This is a genomic window from Sorangium sp. So ce375, from assembly GCF_051473855.1.
Classification (GTDB): Bacteria; Myxococcota_A; Polyangia; order Polyangiales; family Polyangiaceae; genus Sorangium.
In genome coordinates this window covers 3,136,547-3,152,711 of record NZ_CP150335.1, presented here as the reverse complement: position 1 = coordinate 3,152,711, position 16,165 = coordinate 3,136,547, and the positions used below count along the sequence as shown (strand labels likewise).

Annotated in this window: 10 protein-coding genes; 6 read left to right on the top strand and 4 right to left on the bottom strand. The window is 73.3% G+C overall.

Going from position 1 to position 16,165, the window contains the following annotated elements; genetic code table 11:
- Positions 1-12: 12 nt before the first annotated feature.
- Positions 13-675: a class I SAM-dependent methyltransferase gene (locus tag WME90_RS11940; RefSeq protein ID WP_437281224.1), complete on the top strand. Its 663-nt coding sequence runs from the start codon at positions 13-15 to the stop codon at positions 673-675.
- Positions 676-811: 136 nt separating this feature from the next.
- Here WME90_RS11940 and WME90_RS11935 read toward each other — a convergent pair whose 3' ends face one another.
- Positions 812-1,252 (bottom strand): CBS domain-containing protein, encoded by a 441-nt coding sequence (locus WME90_RS11935; protein WP_437281223.1) that lies wholly within the window; start codon positions 1,250-1,252, stop codon positions 812-814.
- A 241-nt stretch (positions 1,253-1,493) separates the two neighbouring features.
- Here WME90_RS11935 and WME90_RS11930 point away from each other — a divergent pair, with 241 nt between their 5' ends.
- Positions 1,494-2,030 carry an N-acetyltransferase family protein gene (locus WME90_RS11930; RefSeq protein WP_437281222.1) on the top strand — a complete coding sequence of 179 codons (537 nt, stop codon included), beginning with the start codon at positions 1,494-1,496 and terminating at the stop codon, positions 2,028-2,030.
- 74 nt (positions 2,031-2,104) lie between these two features.
- On the opposite strand, the gene WME90_RS11925 is transcribed toward WME90_RS11930, so the two are convergent.
- On the bottom strand, positions 2,105-2,524 hold the full coding sequence (locus WME90_RS11925; RefSeq protein WP_437281221.1) for a hypothetical protein: 420 nt from the start codon (positions 2,522-2,524) through the stop codon (positions 2,105-2,107).
- A gap of 421 nt (positions 2,525-2,945) precedes the next feature.
- Here WME90_RS11925 and WME90_RS11920 point away from each other — a divergent pair, with 421 nt between their 5' ends.
- Positions 2,946-7,019, top strand: coding sequence for a serine/threonine-protein kinase (locus tag WME90_RS11920; protein WP_437281220.1), 4,074 nt, complete (start codon positions 2,946-2,948; stop codon positions 7,017-7,019).
- Positions 7,020-7,040: 21 nt separating this feature from the next.
- Here WME90_RS11920 and WME90_RS11915 read toward each other — a convergent pair whose 3' ends face one another.
- Positions 7,041-10,133, bottom strand: coding sequence for a PQQ-dependent sugar dehydrogenase (locus WME90_RS11915; RefSeq protein WP_437283597.1), 3,093 nt, complete (start codon positions 10,131-10,133; stop codon positions 7,041-7,043).
- Positions 10,134-10,612: 479 nt separating this feature from the next.
- Between WME90_RS11915 and WME90_RS11910 the strand changes: the two genes are divergently transcribed.
- Genes WME90_RS11910 through WME90_RS11900 form a run of 3 tightly spaced genes read left to right on the top strand, consistent with a single transcriptional unit; the run spans position 10,613 to position 13,992 of the window.
- Entirely contained in the window at positions 10,613-11,137 is a 525-nt protein-coding gene (locus tag WME90_RS11910; RefSeq protein WP_437281219.1) for a hypothetical protein, read from the top strand.
- Positions 11,118-11,495 carry a hypothetical protein gene (locus WME90_RS11905; protein WP_437281218.1) on the top strand — a complete coding sequence of 126 codons (378 nt, stop codon included), beginning with the start codon at positions 11,118-11,120 and terminating at the stop codon, positions 11,493-11,495. Before WME90_RS11910 ends, WME90_RS11905 begins: the two co-directional genes overlap by 20 nt.
- A 16-nt stretch (positions 11,496-11,511) precedes the next feature.
- Positions 11,512-13,992: a SpoIIE family protein phosphatase gene (locus tag WME90_RS11900; protein WP_437281217.1), complete on the top strand. Its 2,481-nt coding sequence runs from the start codon at positions 11,512-11,514 to the stop codon at positions 13,990-13,992.
- On the opposite strand, the gene WME90_RS11895 is transcribed toward WME90_RS11900, so the two are convergent.
- Positions 13,982-16,153, bottom strand: coding sequence for a serine/threonine protein kinase (locus WME90_RS11895; RefSeq protein ID WP_437281216.1), 2,172 nt, complete (start codon positions 16,151-16,153; stop codon positions 13,982-13,984). The genes WME90_RS11900 and WME90_RS11895 overlap by 11 nt on opposite strands.
- Positions 16,154-16,165 lie beyond the last annotated feature (12 nt).

Below are 16,165 nucleotides of genomic sequence, written 5' to 3'. Positions count from 1 at the left end.
CTCGAGGCGACGATGATCGTGCAGCTCGGGAAGACGTCCCTCACGTGGACGCGCGCGGACCTCGAGGCGAAGCTCGCCGGGCACGCGCGCGTCCTCATCGACGTCGGGACAGGCGACGGTCGCTTCGTGTACCGCTCGGCCGGCGCCCACCCCGACACGTGCTGCATCGGCATCGACCCCGCGGGGGAGCGGATGCGCGAGGTGTCGTGGCGCGCCAGCCGCAAGGTCGCCCGGGGTGGCCGGCCGAACGCGCTCTTCGTCGTCGCGTCCGTGCAAGCGCTGCCCGAGGAGCTCACCGGGCTCGCCCACACCCTCACCGTCAACTTCCCCTGGGCCTCGCTGCTCTCGGCCCTCGTGCTGCCCGAGGCGCCGGTGCTCGAGGCGCTGCGCCGGCTCGTCCGGCCGGGCGGGGAGCTCATCGCGCTGCTCAACCAGAGCGTCTTCGACGACCGCCCCTACGCGGCGCGGCTCGGCCTCCCCGAGCTCTCGGACGCGTGGGTCGACGAGACGCTGCGCCCCGCCTACCGCGCCGCGGGCTTCGAGATCCGGGCGAGCGAGCTCGTCGAGGGGGACATGCCGCACCAGACGAGCTGGGGACAGCACCTCACGCTCGCGTCGGGCCGGAGGACGCGCCTCCTCACGGCCGAGGCGATCGGCCGCGAGGAGCCGCGGTGACGGCGCCATGAGGCGCGCTCGCGGCGCCACCGGTCGCCCGGCGCGCCGGGCGACGGGTGACGTCGATCGAGGGCGGAAGCCGCAGGTTCGTGGCTCGCGCTGCGCCGCCGCGGAGGTCAGACGATCACCCGTCGAGCTATCGAGTGCTCTCCTGTTGCACCGCCTCCCGCTCCGTCACGCGGCGGATGGTCTGCGCGGTGTGCCTGTCGTCCTCGCTCTGCGCGATATCCGACAGGCTGATGATGCCGACCAGGCGGCCGTCCGCCTCGGTGCACAGGACGCGCGACTTGTGGTGCTGCCCCATCAGCTGCTCCGCGCGCTGCACGTCGTCGTCGGGCCGGCACGCGACCACTCCGCGCGTCATGACGTCGCCCGCCTTCGTGCTCAGCGGCCGGTTGTGGGCCAGAACCCGGATGGCGAGGTCGCGGTCCGTCAGCGCCCCCAGCACCCTCCCGGCGCTGTCGCAGACAGGAAGGAAGCCGATGTTCGCGTCGCGCATCTTGCACGCGGCCGTCTGGATGGTGTCGTCGGCCATGACGCTCTGGATGTCTTGCTTCATGATGTCCTTGCACAGCATGGTTCCCTCCTTCGGTTCCGTTTGCAGCGCTCGGTAGCGTCACCGCTCACGAGGGACCTTAGGGGACAGTCGCTGGCGAGGGATGGAGCATCATGATGAATGCGGCGTCAGGCATCGCTTGATGGTGCCCCAGCCGGCGAGCGCGCTGGGCGGGACGGCGCGGGACGGCGCGGGACGGCGCGGGACGGCGCGGGACGGCAGCAGCGCGCCGCGGCGCCATGCACACTGGACGCGAGAACCCATGTCAGAGCGGATCACAGGGGCGGTCATCCGCCGGGCGCAGCCGGCAGACGCGGCCGTCATCGCGCGCATCGAGGTCGACTCCTGGCGGGCGGCCTATCTGGGCCTGGTTCCGGCGGCCGATCTCAACGCCCTCTCCGTGCCGGCGCGCGAGGCGAGCTGGCGGCGCATCCTGATCGGCGCCGCCGCGACGGGGACGCGGACGTGGCTGCTCTGCGCCGAGGACGCCGGGCTCGGCTTCGCGAGCGCCGGACCGACGCGCGACGACGACGACGATCCAGGCGACGTCGGCGAGCTCTACACGATCTACCTCCTGCCCGCCGCCTGGGGGCGCGGGCTCGGCGCTGCGCTGCTCGACACGGCGCAGGCCGACCTGGCCCGGCGCCGCCACAGGACGATGACGATCTGGGTCCTCGAGGGGAACACCCGCGCGCGCCGCTTCTACGAGCTCGCCGGCTTCACCCGCGACGGCGCGCGGCGGTGGACGCGGGCCGGCGCCGGCAGCCTGCCGGAGATCCGCTACCGGCGAGCGCTGTAGCGCCCCGGATGCCACGCCAAGGGCGACCGCGGCCCGCGGACCAGCGGCGGACCGGGCACCAGCGCGCTCGCGCGCTAGCCGAAGCGCACGACGATGCTGCTGTAGCCTCCCCGCGGATCGTACTCGGAGGTGATCTTGCCCCAGGGATACTCGTACGGCGGCGCGCCGAGGATCGAAGCGAGCCAGGCGTCGTGGCTGGCCTTACGCTCCGCCTCCTCCTTTTCGGACCAGTCGTTCCAGAACGCCTTCGACTCGGCGCCCACCTCGAAGAGCTCGACCAGCGCGATCTTGCCGCTGCAGAAGTGCAGCGTGATGCGGAAGGTCCGGAAGCCGATGCGCTGGCGCGACGTCCGGTATCCGCTCCACGGCTGCGTCTGGCTCAGAGCGTTGGCCATCCGCGCGAGCGGCGACGACAAGAACTGCGCTTCCGAGTACGAGGGCCCGATACGGAGCCCGGATGTGAGCTCGATCTCGCCCGTCTGTCGATGGATCATCCAGCCCTCCGACCGCTCGGAACAGCATACACCACAGCTCCCGGCCCGGTGTGGCCCAGCCGAGCCCCACCGACGTCCGCGCGCGACAGTCAAGCCACGACGACCCGACTCCACCTCTCCGCAGGTGGGTGTTCAACGGATATTCACCCCCCAGCCAGGCGCTCGGCCGCTCCGATGACAACGGGCGCTGTCCCTCCGAACACGCAGCGCAGCGCATGTCGCAGCTGTCCCCCGGTGTCGACACGACGCCCACGGTGTCGCGGGCGACCGGGGCACGCACTTTCGATATGGGCATAAGGCGATGTCGCGCAATGCGGTTTTCCTGCTCGTGACAACCCCGATAACCGGTAATATCGGTCACGGATCGCGCCGGGCCCCACCCGAGGTCATCCGAAGTCTTCCGAGGTCTTCCGAGGTCTCCTTGCCGCGCTGCCCTTCCTGTCATCGCCGACTTGCAGTCTTCGCTTCCTGCCCGACCGACGGAGCCACGGCCCCGCTCCGCCCAGCGCCGATCGATCTCGGCGCCGAGGCGCCGCCGTCCGTCGCGGGCTTCCAGGTCGGCCCGACGCTCGCGGTGGGCGCCTTCTCGGTCGTCTGGGGCGCGACGCGGCTGGAGGACGGCGCCTCCGCCGTGCTCAAGGTCAGCAGGGCCCACTCGCTGCTCGCGCGCGAGCGGTTCCGCAGCGAGGCGTGGGCGCTCGAGCAGCTCGGTCCCCCGGCCTCGCCGCGCCTGCTCCAGAACGGCGTGCTCGAGGACGGCCGCGCGTACATCGCGATGGAGCGGCTCCACGGCGAGACGCTGGCGGCTCGCCTCGAGGGCCTGCCCGCCGCGCTCGACCTGCGCTCCGCCCTCGACATCGCGCTCGGCGTGCTGAGCTGCCTCCAGGTGGCGCACGAGCGCGGGCTGGTCCACCTGGATCTCGCGCCCGAGAACGTCTTCCTCGAGCCGGGCGGCGGCGCGCGGCTCCTCGACTTCGGCCTCGCGCAGCGCGATCGCGGCGTCGTCTGCCACCCGGCCGACGGCGCGCTCACCACGCTGGGCGCCATGCTCGGGACGCCCGAGTACGCGTCGCCCGAGCGCCTCCGGGCCGAGCCGATCGACGCGCGCGCGGACCTCTACGCCTTCGGCGCGCTGCTCTTCGAGCTGCTCACGCTGCGCCCTCCGTTCGCGGGCGATCGCGTGAACGTCGCGCAGGGGCACCTCGGCCGGCCGCCCCCCAGGCCGAGCGAGATCGCCCCGGTCCCTCCGTCCATCGAGGCCCTCGTGCTCGCCTGCCTCGCCAAGGAGCGGGCGCTCCGCCCGCACGACGCCGCAGGCCTGCGCGCCGCGCTCGCGTCGGCGGGCGCCGAGGCGCTCGCCCTGGCCGCCTCCGCCGCGGCGACCGCGGGGGATGAGGCCGTCACGAGCTCCACGGACCGGCACGACACGGTGGTGCTCGCGCTGGAGGCGCGCGGCGCCGAGGCGGAGGTCCGCGCCGCCGTGGCCCGCCACGATGGGCACCTCGCCCGGCAGCGCGGCTACCGCTTCGTCGCGATCTTCCCCGGACCCAAGGAGGCCGCCGCGGAGCGCGCGCTGCTCGCGGGGCGGGAGATCGTCGCGTCGGTCGGCGCGCCGCTCGCCATCCACGTCGCGCCGCTGAAGCTCCGCCGCGACGGCGAGGGCGTCCACGCCGCCGGGATCGCCGTGGAGCGGCCCGAGGCGTGGCTCCCGGCGGATCCGTGGCGCGGGCTCGCGCTCAGCGCCGAGCTCGTCACCGCCCACCCCGGGTTCGACGTCGCCGCTGCGAGCGAGGACGGCCGCTACTTCTTCGCGCCGGACGCGCCCCCGCCCTCGGGCGATCGCGACGCCGTGCGCGCCGCGCCGCCGCTCGTCGGGCGCGGCGACGCCCAGGGCGCCGTCGAGGAGAGCCGCGAGCGCGCGCTCGCGGGCCTCGGGCCCGGCCTCTGCGCGCTGATCGGCGACCGCGGCGTCGGAAAGTCGCGGCTCGCCGAGGAGATCGCCGAGAGCAGCCGGCGCGCGCACCCCGGCGCGCTCGTGATCTCGCTGCGCGCCGAGCCGGAGCTCGTCGCGCGCGCCCGGGGCAGCTCCGGCCAGACCGCGGCCGCCCTGCTCGCCGAGGTGCTCGGCGCGAGGGACGGCGCTCGCGCGGCCCCCGGCGACCCGCGCGCGTTCTGCGTCGAGCGGCTCGGACAGCGGCTCGGCGGCGAGGTGTGGCCCGCCGTGGCCGCCCTCCTGGGCTGGCCGAGCGGCTCCGCGGGCCGGCCGCCGCCGCGCCGCGGCAGCGTGATCCGAGCGCTCGCCGAGGGGCTCCGCCGCCGGGCGATGGATCGGCCCGTGATCGTGATCGTCGACGACGCGCACCTCGCCGACGGCGCGACGCTCGACGCGCTCGACCTCGCGACGCGGCGCGAGGCGTCGGTCTCGCTCTGGGTGCTCCTCGCCGGCGCGCCGGAGCTCGCGACGCGGCGCCACGCGCTGAGCGCCCGCGGCCACGCGCGCGACCACGTCGCGCTCCCGCCGCTCGACGACGCCGCGGGGCGGCTGCTCTGCGCGGAGCTCCTCCGGCCCGCGGAGCCCCCGCCGAGCGCCGCCCTCCGGCGCATCTGCGCGTGGGCCGGCTACAACCCCCGCGCGCTCGTGGAGCTCACCCGGGCGATCAAGCGCGCGGGCCTCGTGCGGATGCGGGCGAGATCGAGCGGCCACCAGCTCGCGACCGCCGAGCTGGAGAGGCTCCCGCCGTCGCCCGCGTGGCAGTGGTTCGCGGCGCGGCAGCTGGAGGCGCTCCCGCCGGACCTCCGCGCGTGCGCGGAGCTCTGCGCCGTGCTCGGCTTCGAGCTCTCGGAGGACGTGGCCGCGCGCGTGCAGCGCTCGCTCGAGCGGGAGGACGCGGCGGCGGCGAGCGTCGACCGCGTCGATGTCCCGAGCGCCCTGCGCGCGCGCATCGACGTCCCGAGCGCGCTTCGCGCGCTCGTGGCGCGGGGGCTCCTCGTCGCCCGCGGCGCGCCCGACGTCGCGCAGGGCGAGGGTACGCCCTGCGGCGGAGCCGGCTACGCCTTCCGGAGCGCGCTCTTGCAGGAGGCCATCTACGCGCTGCTCGCGGAGGAGCGGCGCACGGCGATGCACCGGCACGCGCTCGCCGTCTGGGAGCTCATGGCCGAGGCCCGGCCGACGGCGCCGGACCTGCTCGAGCCGATCGCGCGCCACGCCGCGGCCGCCGGAGCGCGCGCGCGCGCGGCGCACGCGTACCTGCTGCTCGGCGATCTCCAGCGCGATCGGCACAACAACGCGGTGGCGGAGGGCCACTACGCGTCCGCGCTCCTCTGGGCCGACGGCGACGATCAGCGCCAGCGGTACCTGGCGCTCCTCGGCCGCGCGCGCGTGCGCTACCGCGTCCTGCGCACCGGGGAGGCGCTCGACGATCTCCGCTCCGCGGGGGCGCTGGCGCGGACGATGAAGGACCCGCGGATGATCGCGGAGGCGCTGCTCGAGGAGGCGACCGCGCTCGACTGGGCTGGGTCCTGGGAGGAGTCGGCGGCGCGCGTCGAGGAGGTGATCCCGCTGCTCGACGTCCGCGAGGGCCGCGCCGACGCGACGCTCGCCGCGCGCTTCGAGGTCGCGGCCGGCCGCTCCGCGTTCCGCAAGGGCAACCTGGACGACGCCATCGAGCGGCTCACGCAGGGCGTGGAGCGCGTCCGCGAGGCCGATCACGACACGTACGTGACCGGGCTGACGCTGCTGGCCTGCGTCCTCGCGCGGTCTGGCCAGCTCGACGAGGCGGAGCGGCGCTTCGACGACGCCGTGCGCAGCTGCGAGGAGCGCGGCGACCGGGTCCACCTCTGCGCGGCGCTCGTCCGCCGCGCGGAGCTCTGGCCGGCGGTCGACGCGCCGGATCGCGGGATGGTGGACCTCCGGCGCGCGGTCCAGCTCGCCCGCGAGGAGGCGAACGCCTGGGCGGAGCGCGACGCGACGATCAAGCTCGCGGAGCTGCTCTACCTCTGGGGGCACGAGGACGAGGCGCTTCCCCTGGTGCGGCAGGCTCGCTCGCTCGACGAGCAGCTCAAGGATCGGCCGGCCTACAGCAGCGCGCTCCTGCTCGCGCGGATCCACGCGATGCGCGACGAGCACGCGGACGCGAGCCGGCAGCTCCGGTGGCTCAGGGCGCAGGGGGCGATCGCGGATCTGCCGCCGTACGCCCAGGCGCTCCTCGGCGTGATGCAGCTCGCCGTGAAGGACCCGAGGTCGAGCATGGAGAGCTCGCGCACGCGGGCTACGGCGCGGGAGGAGGGGGAGCAGCACGGCGAGCTGGGCAGCAGCCTCAGCGCCGACCAGCGGGTCGAGCTCCTCTACTGGCGAGCGCGCGCCCTGCTCGACGCCGGCCGCCCCGACGACCTGGCGCTGCTCCTCGCGCGCATAGCGCCGCTCCTGGCCGAGAGCCGCGCCTGGCGCCCGCGCTTCGCGAAGCTCCGGGCCGGGTACGGGCAGCTCGCGGGGTAGCGCCGCGCGAGCGCGGGGCCTTCACCTCGGATCGATGCGGAACACTTCCCCGGTCAGCATGACGACATAGAGCTCGCCGGCGGCGTCCTCTCCGAACGAGGCCGCGGGCAGGCGCGACGCGAGGTCGTCGGTGATCTCCACGTGATCCCGCACGCGCGCGCCGTCCCACCGCAGCGTCCAGAAGCGGTGTGTCCCGTAATCACCGTAAACGTACCTCCCCTGGAGGCACGGGATCGCCGAGCCGCGGTAGACGTAGCCGCCCGTGATCGAGCCGCCCTCTCCGCTCGAGTGGCCGTGCTCCACGGCGGGCGCGACCCCGGTACGGGAGCACCCGGCGGCGACGCAGTGGTCGCCCTCCATCGTCGGCCAGCCGTAGTTGCGCCGCCCGGTGCGCGCCGGCTCGATGTTGATCTCCTCCCAGGCGTTCTGTCCCACGTCGGCGATGAAGAGATCTCCCGTGCTCCGGTCGAAGCTCATGCGCCATGGATTGCGCAGGCCGTAGTCCCAGACGAGCGGGTTCACGCCCTCGCCGGAGAGGTTGCCAGGCGGGCCGAGCCCGCTGTCCACGTCGATCCGCAGGATCTTCCCGAGCGGCGAGGAGAGATCCTTCGCCGGAGAGGTCGAGTACGGCGTGGCGGCCGCGTCCCCGACGGACGCATAGAGGTGGCCGTCAGGGCCGAACGCGAGCATGCCGCCTGCGTGGTTCCAGCCGCCGTGCCTCGCGTCAAGGAGCGTCCGGACAGGCACGCTTCCCGCCGACGTGTCGGCGACGTCGGGGTTCGAGGCCGAGCGGCGGAGCTCGGCGATCGTGACGTTGCCGCTGGGCGCGGCGGTGTAGAAGAGCCAGAACCTGCGATTTGTCGCGTAGTCGGGGTGGAACGCCATCCCGAGCAGCCCGCCTTCCGCGGTCGGGCTGGGCGTGCACACGAGCGGGTTCGCGCTCGCCGGCTGCGACGGCGGGCACGAGGCGCCGCCCCGGATGTCGAGGAACGGGGTGGACCGGAGGACGCCGTCCTTGATCAGGCGGACGGTGCCGGCCTTTTCGAGGACGAACATCCTCGATCCGTCGCCCGGCGGGCTCGCGAGGAAGACGGGCGTCTCCAGGCCGGCCGCCACCTGCGTGAGCTTCAGGCGCGGCACCCCGGCGCACGCGGCGCCGGAGCCGGCGCTGCCGCTGGGACCGCCGCCGGAGCTCGCGCTCGAGCTGCTCACGCCCGCGCTCGTGCCGCCTGCGCCGCCGCCGGCCACGCTGGTGCCCCCGTCCGCGCCGCCGCCAGCCAAGCCGCTGCCGCCGTCCGCGCCGCCGCCAGCCGAGCTGCCGTCTCCCGCGCTGCCATCGCCGCCCACGCCGCCACCGCCGCTCCCTGCCACGGGCGACGGCCCGAGGCCTTCGATCCACGCGCGGACGGCCGCGAGCCCCGCCGCGTCGACGGTCTCCGACGCGATCGGCGGCATCTGCGTCCTGGAGCCGCGGTGCGCCATCCGGCGCACGACGGCGCTCGACTCGGGATCTCCCGGCGTGATCCTGTGGAGCACGCCGGGCTCCCAGAAGCTGGGCGTCACGCCCACGCCGGTCATGTACGTGTCGGTGCTCTCCACCGTTGTGTTCGCCGCGAGCAGGCGTGTCCGCAGGGTCGCGACGCCGGTGCTGTTGTGGCAATTGCCGCAGTTCGCATGCAGATAGCCGAGCGCGGCGGCCGCCTGGGCGTCGCCCGGCGGGCGCAGCCCCGCCCGCATCGGGACGGTGAGCCGCCCGGCGTCGCTCAGCGACGCGATCGTCTCGCCCGGCCCACCGTGGCTCAGCTGCAGCGCGCTGAAGCCGAGGACGCGCTCCGGGAGCTTGCCGTGGCACTCCCAGCACTCCGCGGTCCGCGGGATGTCGTGCCCGGTCCCGCGCGCGTCCTCGACGCCCTCCTCGACGAGGAACGCGTCGTTCCTCGCCGGATCCCACGCGTACGCGGCGAACAGCCAGTCGTCGACGCCCGGACCGAACCGGTGGATGAACCGCGTCTCCACGGCCACCCCCTCCGCGCGGAACTCCTTCCAGAGGCGCGCGCCCACGGGCAGCGACCAGTGATCCATGTCGCTCGTGTCGATGGTCGAGCAGCGCGGCAGGTACACGAAGCGCCGCTTCGCCGCCCCGTCCGACCAGAGCTCGTACGCAGGCCGAAACTCGCGCGTGCCCGCGGCCCGCGATCGCGTCGAGATGTCGGCGTAGAGCCCGGTCTCGGAGAGCCGCACGGGCGGCAGCGGATCGGGCGGGAGCGCGGCCGCATCGGCGCACGGATCGGCCGCCGCGCCCGAGGCGCCGGTCGAGCTCGACGCGGCGGCGCCCCCGCCCGATCCGCCGCCGCCCGTGCAGGGAGCGCAGCGCGGCCCTCCGCAGTCGACGCCCGCCTCGAGGCCGTTCATCACCCCGTCCGAGCACGTCACGTAGCAGACGTCGAGCCTGGGGCGCTCCTCTGCTCTGCCGATCTCGCTGCTCCTCAGGTCGGTCGAGTGCGCGCGCTCCTCCTGGAGGAGCACGCCGTCGTTCCGCGCCGTCCCGAGCGCCCACGATTGCACGAGCGCCGACACGTCCGCCGCGCGAGCGCCGACGCCCGCCTCGGCCGCGATGGTCGCCGCGCTCTCCCCTTCAAAGCCGCTGTCCCCGATGCTCCACCAGGTGACGGTGCGCTCGTCCCACGGGACCGTGACGCGGTGTACGCTCACCGCGCTGCTCTCCGCGTTGTAAGTCTGATGGAAGACCAGCGAGGCAGAGACCACCGTCGCGCCGACCGGCACGGGGGAGAGCCCGAAGTACACGACAGACCGGCGACGGCCAGCGCTCGCGCTCCATCCCGTCGAGAGATTCGGAGATGCGGAGTCGTTCCAACCCGGAGCGTTTTGCCACAGTGTCGCATCTCTCACCGTGCCGAACGTTCCACGCTGGATGGTGACGCACACCGCACCATCGCTCGAGAGCGCGGCGGAGGCCGCTCCGATCGCAACCGAATCGCCCTCTCCGACATCGCGGATCACGCCGGTTCGACGCCCGAGCTCGCCCTCCGTCCCGGGCGCGGTGCTGCAGCCGATCGTCGCCGCGGCGGAGCCGACGAGGACGCCGCGCTTCACGAGCGAACGCACGCTCGACACCGCCGCCGCGCGATGGGGGCGGCGGCGCAACGCCCCGAGTGGCCAGGGCGGCCCGTGCGACAAGCACCGTTGTTTCATACAGCAATACCCTCCTTGCAGGGTCGCCCGCCTGGATCTTTGCCTCAGGTGAAGGCGTATGTGCGCTAGACGCTCGGTGGCGCAACGGGGCCGGGGCCCCACCTCGGCGCCGATGGACGCCATGCTCGGCATCAATGAGCATGCCACTCCGCCCACAGGCAACGCGTCGCGTTATGCCCTGGAGCAAATCGCGTCGCTGCGCCGTGTGCGAAGCGCATCACATTTCGAGTTGCGACGCGCATCACATCGGAGGCTCGATGGCGCTGGTTCGCCCGAGGCCCCCTCTGTCCCGCGGCTCGTCACGAGCGCTCGTGACGAGCCGCGCCGCCCGCGGAAGTAGTGGTTGGATCCTGCGCGAGGGCGGCGTAATATAACAGATTGTGTCATCCCCCGAACCGACGCAGAGCGCCTCGCTCTTCCTCTGCATCACCTTCTTTCCGAGCGAGCGCCTGGCGACGGCGGTGCTGCGGCTGGTGTCCAGCTTCTGCGGCGCGGTGCTGGACGACGCGAATGTGAGCTCGCGGTTCTACATGGCCGCGCACGAGCTCGCCGAGAACATCACCAAATACTCCACCGGCCCTCGCGTCAGCCTCGAGCTCGCGCTGGAGGAGGACGACAGGTCGCACATCATGAAGATCCGCGCGCGCAACGAGGCGTCGCCGGAGCGCCTGCGAGAGGTCGAGAAGCGGCTGCTCGATCTGAAGACCGCGAGCGACCCGCTGAAGCACTACGACGACCTCATCACGGAGACAGCGATGGTCGAGGGCGTCTCCGGCCTCGGCCTCGCGCGCGTCCGCGCCGAGGGAGGGCTCGACGTCGACTACAAGATCGAGGGCAACGAGCTCACGATCATCGCGCACGCGCCGCTCGAGCGGTGGAGGACGAATGAGCAGCTTAAGGGTTGATCGCGTCAGTATCGACAGCTTCGGCATCGAGCCGGCGCTGCTCGGCGATCGCCTCGGCATCAAGCTCACCGGGACGGGCGACATGGCGGCGGCCATGCCTCTCGGCAGCTATTGCAGGGAGATCCAGAACGAGGTGAGGCGCCTCTCGCTCGCAGCCGTCGAGTTCGACATACGCGCCTTGTACTTCCTGAACTCGAGCTGCCTGAAGGCGTTCATCTCCTTCATCGCCGGCGTCGCCGCCCAGGGCCCCAAGTGCGAGATTCGGTTCGTCACCGACGCGAGGCTCGGATGGCAGCGGCGGAGCCTGGCGGCCCTGGAGCGCATGTCCCCCGGCCTCGTATCCATCCACGAGAAGTGAACCGGAGCGAGAGATCATGGCGGCGAAGCGCCTCACGATCGCCCTCCTGACCGACTATCTTTGCGGCGAGTACCAGTCCGAGGCGCGCTTCGGGGTCGAGCGCGCGGCCGAGGCGCACGACGTCAACCTCATCGTGGCCTTCGGCGAGACGCGCGCCCGCCAGGGCTACGCGCTGGACGCCCGGGTCGGGATCTATTCGCTCATCGGCCCGGCGACGGTCGACGGGGTGGTGATCATGTCGTCGGCGCTGACGAACCACGTCGGCCCCGACGGAGCGCACGAGTTCTGCCGATCGTTCGCGCCCTTGCCCGTGTGCAGCGTGGGGCTCGCGCTGGACGGCATCCCGAGCGTCGTCGTCGACAACGCGGTCGGGGAGGAGGCGGCGGTCGCGCATGTGCTCGACGATCACGCGTGCAAGCGCGTCGCCTACATCAGCGGGCCGGCCAACAACGAGGAGGCGAAGCTGCGCGCCAGGGCGTACCGGAGGGCCCTCGAGGCGCGCGCGCTCCCCTACGACGAGCGCCTCCTCGTGTACGGCGATTTCATGATCGACGGCGGCCGCCGCGCGATGCGCGAGCTCCTCGGGCGCAGGGTCGAGTTCGACGCCGTCGTGGCCGGCAACGACAACATGGCCCTCGGCGCGATGGACACGCTGAAGGCGCACGGCGTCGACATCCCCGGCGACGTCCTCGTGTGCGGGTTCGACGATGTCGCCGTGTCGCGCGTCACCAGGCCGTCCTTGACGACCGTCCGCCAGCCGATCAAGGAGCTCGGCGCGCTCGCGGTCAGCACGGTCCTGCGCCAGCTCCGCGGCGAGCGCGTGCCGGAGTGCAGCCTCCTTCCGGTCGAGCTCACCCGGCGCGAGTCGTGCGGCTGCGGTTACTACGCCGCCCTCCCGCGCCCGTCCTCCGTGGCGCCTGCGCGCCGCGAGCCGCTCTCCGTCGCCGCGCAGCGGGAGAGCCTCGAGCGCGCGCTCGCGCGGTGCGCGACCGTCCCGGTCGCGTCGCTCCAGGCCTGGCCCCGAGACCTGCTCTCGGCGCTCGAGAAGGAGCTCGCCGGGCGGGAGGGCCGCTTCCTGAGGGCGCTCCAGGACCTCCTCGACGCGGCGGGGCGCGCGGGCGTCGCCCTCGACCAGTTCCAGGGCGCGATCACGCTGCTCCGCGCGAAGATCGCCCGCGTGCCCGGCGTCGAGAAGGACAGCCTGGAGCAGCTCTGGCACGCGAGCCGGATCCTGATCAGCCACGCCTCCTTGCGCGTCGAGGGAGAGAAGCGACTGTACCTGGAGAGCGCGTCGGTCAACCTCAGCTGGACCGGCATGTGCTTCTCGACCTCCCTGGGCATGCCCACCCTCCGGCGCACGCTCGCGACGGAGCTGCCGAAGCTGGATCTCACGCACGTCGCCATATCGCTCTTCGACGACCCCCAACACGCCACCTTGCAGTCGCTCTTCCTGATGGAGAACAGCCGCGAGGTGGAGCCGCCGCCGGCGAGCTTCGCGTCCTCGTGCCTCGCGCCGCCCGGGTTCCTGAGCTCGTCGGAGCGCTGGAGCGTCGTCGCGATGCCGCTCATGTTCGGCGAGACGGAGCACTACGGCGTCGCGCTCGTCAACAGCGGCGCGAACGAGGTGGTCTACGACGCGGCGCGCCTCCAGATCGGCTCCGCGATGAAGGCGGTGTCGATGCACCGGGAGATCGTCCGGCAGGTGGAGATACGCGAGCGGCTGGAGCAGGAGAGGGTCCGCCAGGAGACCCTCGTCGCGGAGCGCATCCAGACCGCGCTCCTCCCGACGCAGCTGCAGGTGGAGGGGCTCGAGCTCTGCGCGAGGATGAGGCCGGCCGCGGAGGTCGGCGGCGACTACTACGACGTGCTCCCGACGCGGGAGGGCGGGTGGCTCGGGATCGGCGACGTCGCGGGGCACGGGCTCGTGGCGGGGCTCGTCATGCTGATGATCCAGAGCATGGTCGCGGCCATGACGCGCAGGGATCCGCGCGCCCGCCCGGGAGAGGTCATCTCGGCGCTCAACCGGGCGATCTACGACAACATCCGCGACCGGCTGAAGCGCGATGAGCACGCGACCCTGCTGCTGCTGCGCTATGAGCGCAGCGGCCGGGTGACGTTCGCGGGCGCGCACGACGACATCATCGTCTGCCGCGCGAGCACGCGGAGGTGCGAGTGCATCCCGAGCTCCGGCGTGTGGGTCGGCGTCCTCCCGTCCGTCGACGCGCTGACAAAGGACGCCGAGCTCTTCCTCGAGGACGGCGACGTCCTCGTGCTCTACAGCGACGGGGTGACGGAGGCGCGCAATGCGCACCGCGAGCTGTTCGGGCTGGAGCGGCTCTGCTCCACCGTCGAGGCCGCCCAGGATGCCCCCGTCGACGACATCCGCGACCGGATCCTGCGGGAGATCGATGGCTGGTGCCCGAGCCCGGACGACGACATCACGATCGTCGTGGCCAGGTACCGCGCGCCGCCGGGCGAAAGGCTCGTCAGCCCGTGACGCGCCCCTCGATGATCCCGCCGTCCGCGGTGATGGCGACGACGACCTCGGAGTCGACGAACAGCGACACGACCGGGCCGACCCAGGCGTCGTTCTCCCAGACGCACTCCCACACCCCCGCCATCGGCGGGATGCCGCCGCGCCGCACCCAGATGCGCCCCGCGCTGCCCGCCCAGGCGCGCCCCTCCGCGTCGATCGTCGCGGCCGACAGGGCGCGCCGCGGCTCGATGTTCTCCGTGAAGACGCTCTGCCCGTACCGCCAGACGACGCTCCCCTCCGCGCCGACCGCGATGCCCACGCCGAGATCGGGCCGCCCGGCGCACGCGACGAACGCCCGCGCCGGCGGCGCCGGGAGGCGCTCCAGGTGCCAGTCGAGCGGGGCGTAGAGCGCGACCAGCCCTTCGCCCGCGCTCGACCGGCCGACGACCAGCCACCGCTCGTCCTCGACGCGCGCGACCGCGGCGAGGAGCGCGACGCCGTCGGCCGGCATCGGCCGCAGCCAGCGCTTGGCGATGAACGCGTGAAGGAGCGGCCGAGGATCTGTCGGCGTCGTCGAGACGAGGATGCCCATGTCCTCGAGATCGCCGCTCAGCGCGACGTGGCTCTGCGGCTCGCCCGGCAGCTGGAAGACGCCCGTGACGCCGCCCGTCGTGTACACAGCGAGCGTCGAGGCGTCGCCGCCGATCAGCCACCGGCCGGGCCCGATCCGGTGCACGAAGCGCACGCCCTGCGGGCTCGGGAGGCCGCCGGACGACGCCTCGCTCCAGCTCGTCCCGTTCCAGAAGAGCAGCCCTCCCGTGGCCGCCGCGAGGCACCGGCCGTAGCCGTCCCAGGCCACGCTCCGGATGACCGAATCGAGGCTCGGGTGATGGAGCACGCTCCACGTCCAGCGCTCGACGACCGTCGACAGCCGCGGCGAGGGCTCCCGCGAGGCGCGCGGGGGCGCGCTGATGAGCTCGGCCTCGATCGAGCGGTCCTGGCTCGGGCGCTCGGCGGCCGTACGGTGGGCGCGCGGCGACAGCAGCGTCTGGCCGAGCTCCCCCTTGATCTGCACCGGCGCCTTCAGGTGGGTGGACGGGACGGTCATCGGACCGACCTCCTCCGCGACGCGCACGCGCTGCTCGCCTGCGCTCGCCACGATCCGCTGCTCCAGCGCGGAGATCGGCGAGGCGGGGCGGAGGTACGGCGAGAGCATCGCGGCCACGGCCACCGCCTCCTGGAGGCGCTCCTGCGCCTCGCCGGCGGACGCCCAGCGGAGCGCGAAGTCGATCGACTTGCACGCCTGCTCGCTGCTGCGCAGCGAGGGGTGGAGCCACCGCGTCTCGGTGATGCTCCGGCGCGAGCGCGCCATGGCGGCCATGAGCGCCTGCGCCTGCGACTCCGCGACGATGTACTCCTCGCCCGTGAGCAGGAAGAAGATGACGGACGCGAGGTTGAAGATGTCGGTCCACGGGCCGATCGTGCTCGGATCGGCGGACAGCATCTCGGGCGGCGCGACCCCGGTGTTGCCGACCACGCCGGCCATGATCGTCTCGCGGATGCCGCGCGGCCGCGCCAGGCCGAAGTCGCTGATCTTGAACAGCTCGTCGTCGCCGGAGCCGCAGCAGAGGATGCTCTCCGGCGTGAGCTGCCGGTGGACGACGCCCACGTCGTGCACGGCCGACAGCCCGCTCGAGATGCACTCGATGGCGCGCGTCGCGCGCGCCGGATCGAACGCGTGGCCCGTGGCCTGGATCGTCCCCTGCACCCGCTCGCGGAGCGTCACCCCCTGGACGCCGCCGTGCACGTACTCGATGGTGATCCAGGGAAGATTGAGCGCCTTCGTGCCGCGGCGGACCTCGATCGTGCCGGTGTCGATGAGCCGGACCACGAAGGGGGTCGGAGGGACCTGCTCGTTGAGGCGGCCGAGGGACACCGCCTCCTTCTTCACGATGACGGCCGCCGACGGACCCATCTGCCTGAAGAGCGACGGCCGCAGGATCTTGACGACCACGGGCGTCTCGCCCTCGGGCGCGGTGCGGACCGCGTAGTACGAGACGAACATCGTCCCGGCCCCGGCGCGCGACACGATCCGGTAGCCGATGCTTGACGAGAGGTCGCTGGCGATCGTGGCACCCTGCAGACCTCCGAGGGCCTCTTCATCGCTGGGGATTGTGAGCACGTGAACGACCAT